The organism is bacterium (assembly GCA_035703895.1).
GTDB lineage: Bacteria > Sysuimicrobiota > Sysuimicrobiia > Sysuimicrobiales > Segetimicrobiaceae > Segetimicrobium.
The window spans coordinates 1-6,233 of the sequence record DASSXJ010000091.1; the positions used below are offsets into that span (position 1 = coordinate 1).

General features: G+C 65.4%; 3 protein-coding genes. All 3 read right to left on the bottom strand.

The features are described from left to right. A partial coding sequence (locus VFP86_06365) for an NAD(P)-dependent oxidoreductase (protein HET8999252.1) occupies positions 1–555 on the bottom strand: 555 nt, incomplete at its 3' end. Positions 556–577: 22 nt separating this feature from the next. Then, positions 578–3,526, bottom strand: coding sequence for an excinuclease ABC subunit UvrA (gene uvrA, locus VFP86_06370; GenBank protein HET8999253.1), 2,949 nt, complete (start codon positions 3,524–3,526; stop codon positions 578–580). Positions 3,527–3,555: 29 nt separating this feature from the next. After that, positions 3,556–5,706: an excinuclease ABC subunit UvrB gene (uvrB, locus tag VFP86_06375; GenBank protein ID HET8999254.1), complete on the bottom strand. Its 2,151-nt coding sequence runs from the start codon at positions 5,704–5,706 to the stop codon at positions 3,556–3,558. Positions 5,707–6,233: the final 527 nt, after the last annotated feature.

Sequence of the window (6,233 nt, forward strand, 5' to 3'; positions counted from 1 at the left end):
CATCGCCGGGGCCTCCACGTACGGATCGAACGCGACCGGCTGGAAGCCAAACCCCTTCGCGCGCTCCGCGACCATACGGGCAATATGGCCGAATGCCACGAGCCCCATGGTCTGTCCCCGGAAGCGCCGCATCGGCAAGAGCGCGCTCGGCCTCCACGATCCGCCGCGGACGTGCTGGTCGGCGAGGCGGACCTTGCGCGCCACAGCCAAGAGCAGCGTCATCGCCGTGTCCGCAACCTCGTCGTAGCAGAAGTCCGGAACGTGCGCGACACAGACCCCATGGCGGGTCGCCGCGGTGATATCGACGGTATCGAGGCCGATCCCCGTGCGGACCACGCCGACGAGGCCCGGGCAGGCCGCGAAGAGCGGTTCGGTGACCTGGACGTGCGCGGCGACGAGCACGTATGCGTCGCGGGCGGCGGCGATCCGTTCCGCGTCATCCCGGCACGCCACGTTGCGGATCACACCGCCGGCCGCGGCAATTTCCGACTCGTCCAGCCTGAACCGGGGTCCCGTCTCGCCCTCCGTCCACATCACGACCCGAGCGTTCGCCATTCAAACCTCCCCAGCGCCGACCTCATCGCCCCCGGCTTCGCCGGGCGACCGGCTCCCGTCCTCGTGTTCCGTTTCCGCCCCGGACGCGCCCGTCTGAACCGCGCGACCCGGCTCCGTTCCCCGCGGGCGCGATCCGGCCGGCGGGGGCAGGCGCCTTCCGCCGGAGCACCGGCCGGAGATACTGGCCGGTATATGAACCCGGCACCTGGATCACCGTCTCCGGAGTCCCTTCGGCCACGATCTCTCCGCCGAGCTCGCCCCCCTCCGGACCGAGATCGATGATCCAATCCGCGGTCTTGATCACATCAAGGTTGTGTTCGATGACGACGACCGTGTTCCCGGCGTCGACCAACCGATGCAGGACCTCCAGCAGACGCTCGACGTCGGCAAAGTGGAGCCCCACGGTGGGCTCGTCCAGGATGTAGACGGTACGCCCGGTGTCACGGCGGCTCAACTCGGTGCTGAGCTTGACCCGCTGCGCCTCGCCCCCCGAGAGCGTCGTGGCGGGCTGCCCCAGCCGGATGTAGCCCAGCCCGACGTCGGCCAGGGTGCGGAGTTTCCTGCGGATCCGCGGGATCGCCTCGAAGAACCCCAGCGCCTCGTCCACCGTCATGTCGAGCACGTCGGCGATCGTCTTTCCCTTGTAGCGGACCTCGAGCGTCTCGCGATTGTAGCGCTTCCCCTTGCACACGTCGCACGGAACGTATACGTCCGGCAGAAAGTGCATCTCGATCCGCACGATTCCGTCGCCCTCGCACGCCTCGCACCGGCCGCCGCGGACGTTAAAGGAGAACCGGCCTTGCAGGAACCCGCGGGTGCGCGCGTCGGGGGTCAGCGCAAACAACTCGCGGATCAGATCGAACGTCTTGGTATACGTCGCCGGGTTGCTGCGCGGCGTGCGCCCGATCGGCGACTGGTCGATGTTGATCACTTTATCGATGTGCTCGAGCCCGTCGATCCGGTCGTGCGAGCCCGCCCTGGCCCGCGAGCCGTGCAACCGATGGGCCAGCGCCCGGTACAAAATGTCGTCGATCAGCGTGGACTTGCCGGATCCGGAGACCCCCGTCACACACACAAACTGGCCAAGCGGAATCCGCACGTCGATCCGCTTGAGGTTGTGCTCGCGCGCGCCCCGGATCACGAGCGCGCTCCCGGTCCCGTCCCGGCGACGCGCCGGCAACGGAATCGCCCGCGTGCGGGAGAGATACTGCCCCGTCACCGATCGCGGGGCCGCCAAGATGCGCTCCAGCGGCCCCGCCGCGACGACTTCCCCCCCCTGCGCCCCGGCGCCCGGGCCAATATCCACCACCCAGTCGGCCGACCGGATCGTCTCTTCATCGTGCTCGACGACGAGGATCGTGTTCCCCAGATCGCGCAGGCCCAGCAACGTATCGATCAGGCGGCGGTTGTCCCGCTGGTGGAGCCCGATGCTGGGCTCATCGAGCACGTACAGCACGCCCATCAGGCCGGACCCGATCTGCGTCGCCAGCCGGATCCGCTGTGCCTCCCCACCGGACAGGGTATTGGCGGTTCGGTCGAGCGTGAGGTAGTCCAACCCGACGTTCACGAGGAACCCGAGCCGCGCGGTGATCTCCTTGAGCACCTGGTGGGCGATCAGCCGCTCCCGATCCGTGAGCGTGAGGTTGGTGAAGAAGTGCAGGGCCCCGCGAACGGTGAGCGCGCACGCCTCCGCGATGGACCGGTTCGCGATCGTGACGGCCAGGCTCTCGTTCTTCAGCCGCGTGCCCCGGCAGTCGGGACACGGGGCCTGGGTCATGTACCGCTCGATCTCCTCTTTCATGTACTCGGAGTCGGTCTCTTTGTACCGGCGCTCGAGGTAGGGAATCACGCCTTCGAACACGGTGTCGTACTGGCGCAATGCGCCCCAGCGGTTGTGGTACTTGATCCGGACCTCTTCGTCGGCGCCCCGCAGGAGCACCCGAACGAACTCGCGGGGCAGCTTGCGCACCGGAGTGTGCATGTCGACGCCGTAGTGATCCGCCAGCGCCTTGAGGAGCTCTTGGTAGTACTCGCTGGTCGAGTTCGCCCAAGGAAGGACCGCACCGTCCAGCAAGGACAGATTCGGATCCAACACGAGGTCGGGATCGATCTCCTGCTTGAACCCGAGCCCGGTGCAGGTCGGGCAGGCGCCGTAGGGCGCGTTGAACGAGAAGATCCGAGGCTCGATCTCGGGCAGGACTCCACCGTGGTCCGGACAGGCGAAGTTCTGGCTAAACGTCAGCTCTTCCCCGTCGACCACCGAGATGCCGACGATGCCCTGGCCCAGCTTGAGCGCGGTCTCGACCGAATCGTTCAGCCGGCCGCGAATCTCGGGCTTGACGATCAAGCGGTCGACGACGACTTCGATCAGGTGCTTCCGATTCTTGTCGAGCCCGATCGCCTCGGTCAGCTCGTAGAGCGCCCCGTCGACGCGGACCCGTGCAAAGCCCTGCCGCCGCAGATCGTCGAAGAGCTGCCTGTACTCCCCCTTCCGGCCGCGGACGATCGGGCCGAGGACGAGAATCCGCGTCCCCTCGGGGAACGCGAGGACCTGATCGACGATCTGCTCGGGGGTCTGCCGGGTGATCGGTTTTCCGCACTTCGGACAGTGGGGAATGCCGATCCGGGCGTACAGCAGGCGGAGGTAGTCGTAGATCTCGGTGACCGTTCCGACGGTCGAGCGCGGGTTCCGCGGCGCCCCCTTCTGGTCGATCGAGACGGCCGGGCTGAGCCCTTCGATGTGATCGACGTCCGGCTTCTCCATGAGCCCGAGGAACTGCCGGGCATACGCCGAGAGGGACTCGACGTACTTTCGCTGCCCTTCCGCGTAGATCGTGTCGAAGGCCAGCGAGGACTTCCCGGACCCCGAGATTCCGGTCAGGACCGCGAGGCGGTCTCGCGGGATCTCGACGGTGATGTTTTTGAGGTTATGCTCGCGCGCGCCGCGCACGATGATCCGGTCGAGCGGCATACGGAGGACTCCTGGAACGAATCGGGTAACTAGCCTTGGCGCGAGACGCCTCTCCGTGGACGGCCCCGGGCTCCGCGCATCCCTCCGGCGCCCCGGCGTCCCCCCCGCCGCCCGGCGGCGAAGAAGGGCTCGCCCAGTCCCTTGCGCAGTTCTCGAATCTGATCGCGCAAGACCGCCGCTTTTTCAAACTGCAGCTCGCCCGCGGCTTTCCGCATCTCCCGCTCCAGCGCCTCGATCGTCTTCTCGAGCTCGCCGGGGCTCAACATCAAGAGACGCGCGATGTCCCACGGCACTGAGGCGCGTTGTTGTTCGGCAAGGCCAATGAGTTCGTCCGCGGTCAGGACCGCCCCTTCTTGGGGCTCGTACGACGCGGTTTCCTCCGCGACGGCCGCGAGGTCGATGAAATCACGAATCGGCTTGACGATCGTCTGCGGGGTGATCCCGTGCGCCTCATTGTAGGCCACCTGGATCGCGCGGCGGCGGTTCGTCTCGTCGATCGCCCGACGGATGGACTCGGTGACCTCATCGGCGTAGAGCACGACCCGCCCGCCGATGTTGCGCGCGGCACGACCCATCGTCTGGATCAGGCTCGTCTCCGAGCGCAGATAGCCTTCCTTGTCGGCGTCCAAGATCGCGACCAGCGACACCTCGGGCAGGTCGAGCCCTTCCCGCAGGAGGTTGATTCCCACCAGGACGTCGTACGTCCCGAGCCGCAGGTCCTTGAGGATTTGCACCCGCTGCAGCGTCTCCACCTCCGAGTGGAGGTAGTGCACCCGCATCCCCAGCTCCTGGAGGTAGTCGGTCAAATCCTCGGCCATCCGCTTGGTCAACGTGGTGACCAGGGTCCGCTCGCTTTTGGCCACCTGCGCCTTGATCTCCCCGATCAGATCGTCGACCTGCCCGCGGGCCGGACGAACCTCCACCTGTGGGTCCACCAGCCCGGTCGGGCGGACGATCTGCTCTACGACCTGCTTGCTCACGCTCAGCTCGTATGGTGCCGGGGTCGCGGAGACGAACACGACCTGGGGCACCAGGCTGTCGAACTCATCAAACGTCAGCGGGCGGTTGTCGAATGCCGACGGGAGGCGGAACCCGAAGTCTACCAGGTTCCGCTTGCGCGCGCGGTCACCTTCGTGCATCCCGCGCACTTGGGGAACCGTGACGTGCGACTCGTCGATCATGACGAGATAGTCCTTGGGGAAATAATCGAGGAGACATCCCGGCCGTTCCCCGGCCGCGCGGCCCGCGAGATGCCGGGAGTAGTTCTCGATCCCTGGACAGTACCCGACCTCGCGCAGCATCTCGAGGTCGTACTTCGTCCGGAACTCGATCCGCTGCGCCTCCAGGAGCTTGCCCTGGTCCTTGAACCACTGTACGCGTTCGCGGAGTTCCTGCTCGATGCGCTCGAGCGCCGCGGCCATCTTCTCGTCAGTGGTCACCCAGTGCTTCGCCGGCCAGATCGCCACGGCCGCCTTCGTCCCCAGGACCTCACCGGTGAGGGGGTCCATCTCGAGGATCCGGTCCACCTGATCGCCAAACAGCTCGATCCGGACCGCCCGGTCCTCATATGACGGGAAGACTTCGATGACATCGCCGCGGACCCGGAACCGGCCTCGGGCGAAGTCGATGTCGTTCCGCTCATATTGCACGTCCACCAGCCGGCGCAAAATCTCGTCGCGAGATTTGGCTTCCCCAATCCGGAGGAACAGCATCACGTCCTGGTAGTCCTCGGGCGAACCCAAGCCGTAGATACAGGAGACCGATGCGACGATGATGACGTCCCGCCGCTCCATCAAGGCCTTCGTCGAGGCGTGGCGCAGACGGTCGATCTCGTCGTTGATCGAGGCGTCCTTGGCGATGTAGAGGTCGGTTTGCGGGACGTACGCCTCGGGTTGGTAATAGTCGTAGTACGAGACGAAGTACCGGACGGCGTTGTCGGGGAAATACTGCCGGAACTCGCCGTACAGCTGCGCGGCGAGCGTCTTGTTGTGCGCCAGGACCAGCGTCGGGCGCTCGATCTGCTCGATCACTTTGGCTACGGAAAACGTCTTGCCCGATCCCGTGACTCCGAGCAGTGTCTGATACCGGTCGCCGCGGCGGATCCCCTCGGTGAGTTGCGCGATCGCTTTGGCCTGATCGCCTGCCGGGAGTTGATCGGTGACCATCCTAAACGAGGCCATAACGGTTCATTATAGCACGCGCGCTCCGAGCGGGACCACGGGTCCCACCCCTCTTGACATTAGCTCTGGACGATTATCTCGAACAGGGTCATATCATAGACTCATGGTTGAGGGCCTTACTAACCCGACCGCATCTTCCTTGGGTCAACCAAAAAGCTAGTGTGCCCTTCCTCGGCGGCCGCCGTCCAAGCACTGTTCCTTAACCGGACCCGATTTCCGTTCTGGACATTCCCGATTGGCCTTCGGCAAACACATGGCCGAGCATCCTCTGCGTGGGAATGACTGAGGGAAGAACTGGGTTGTTAAGGAGTGTGAGGCTGGCCCCGAAAGCCAGCGAGGTGGATACGATGCGAAATGTATTGTTAGGGGTTGGGTTTGCAGTAGTTATAGTCTCTCTGACTCCGTTCGTTGCCCAAGCACAGAGCATTACGTGCGCTCCTGGAACCATGGTCCTTCAGCGAGCGGTCGGGTCGCCAAATGCTCCGATGATGGTGCCTGCGCAGGTTCATGCGACCATTTGCTCGCAA